The organism is Lacticaseibacillus suibinensis (genome assembly GCF_003946175.1).
GTDB lineage: Bacteria > Bacillota > Bacilli > Lactobacillales > Lactobacillaceae > Lacticaseibacillus > Lacticaseibacillus suibinensis.
In genome coordinates this window covers 1-1,116 of sequence record NZ_RHOK01000055.1, presented here as the reverse complement: position 1 = coordinate 1,116, position 1,116 = coordinate 1, and the positions used below count along the sequence as shown (strand labels likewise).

The 1,116-nt window shown below is 52.2% G+C and carries 1 protein-coding gene; it reads right to left on the bottom strand.

The features are described from left to right. Window positions 1-9: 9 nt before the first annotated feature. Complete coding sequence (locus EKM90_RS12675) at window positions 10-1,008, bottom strand: IS30 family transposase (protein WP_125583170.1); 999 nt, start codon at window positions 1,006-1,008, stop codon at window positions 10-12. Window positions 1,009-1,116 lie beyond the last annotated feature (108 nt).

Below are 1,116 nucleotides of genomic sequence, written 5' to 3'. Positions count from 1 at the left end.
GACGAATTGTCAACTCAAGTGCAACTTTTTGCCCATGAAGACTTCCGATGGTGTCTTCCAGCCTAAGACCTTGCGTGGTCGGTTATTCAGTTGTGCAATATAGGCATCGATTTCCGCATCCGTTTGGAGGTCTAGGTCTGTGTTCTTGGGAAAGTATTCTCGAATCAGACCGTTGGTGTTCTCGTTGGTCCCTCGTTGTTGTGGCGCATGCGGATCAGGGAAGAATACCTGTGTAGCCAGGCACTCTGCTAGCTCCCTGTACCGGGCAAACTCAGTCCCACGATCAGGCGTGACAGTTCGCACCCGATTGGCTGGTAAGGCACCAAGCAACTCAATCATGACATCTCTTACGGTGTCCGCTTTTACGTTGGCCGTCCGCTTGGAAAGTAGATACCGTGATTTACGGTCGACCAGTGTCACTAACGCTGAGTGCCCCGTCTTTCCGCGTACCGTGTCACCTTCCCAGTGCCCAAACCAGCTGCGATTTTCTGCTGACCGGGGCCGGTCGTGGATCGATGGCGCGTCATTGAAACGACCCCGTCGTTCATTGATAGTGCCTTTGACTTTACGTGTCTTGCCTCGGTGTCGAAGCTGTCTGGGTAGGCCACGAGCACCATGGCTCTTCAATGGGACACCGAGGTTGTCTAGGCAAATGCCTCTGTAGATAGTCGGATAGCTGATACGAATGCGGCTACCCTCTAGCGCTAGACGACCAGCGATTTGTTCAGGCGACCAGTGAAGCGCCGTGATGTATCGAATGACAGCCTCTCGTGTCTCTGGTCGTGCGAGAATCCGAGGACGTCTACTAGCCAGACGAGCCTGCTGGTAACGCTTCTGGGCGTCGGCTGCCGAATAGTCCTGCCAGCCACCGTTACGGGCAATCTCACGACTGATGGTGCTCTTTGAACGTTTTAACCGCCTGGCAATTGTCTCAAGAGTCTCGCCAGTATTGATTCCTAGCAGTATCGATTCGCGGTCCTTTAGGGTAAGATGTGTGTACGGACTCATAGCCGAGTTCTCCTTGTAGTTGGTCTTATGGTGATTCCATCTTACAAGGACTCAGGCTATGAGTCTTTCTATTTGACTAATTTGTTGCACTTGAATTGTAAATCCGTC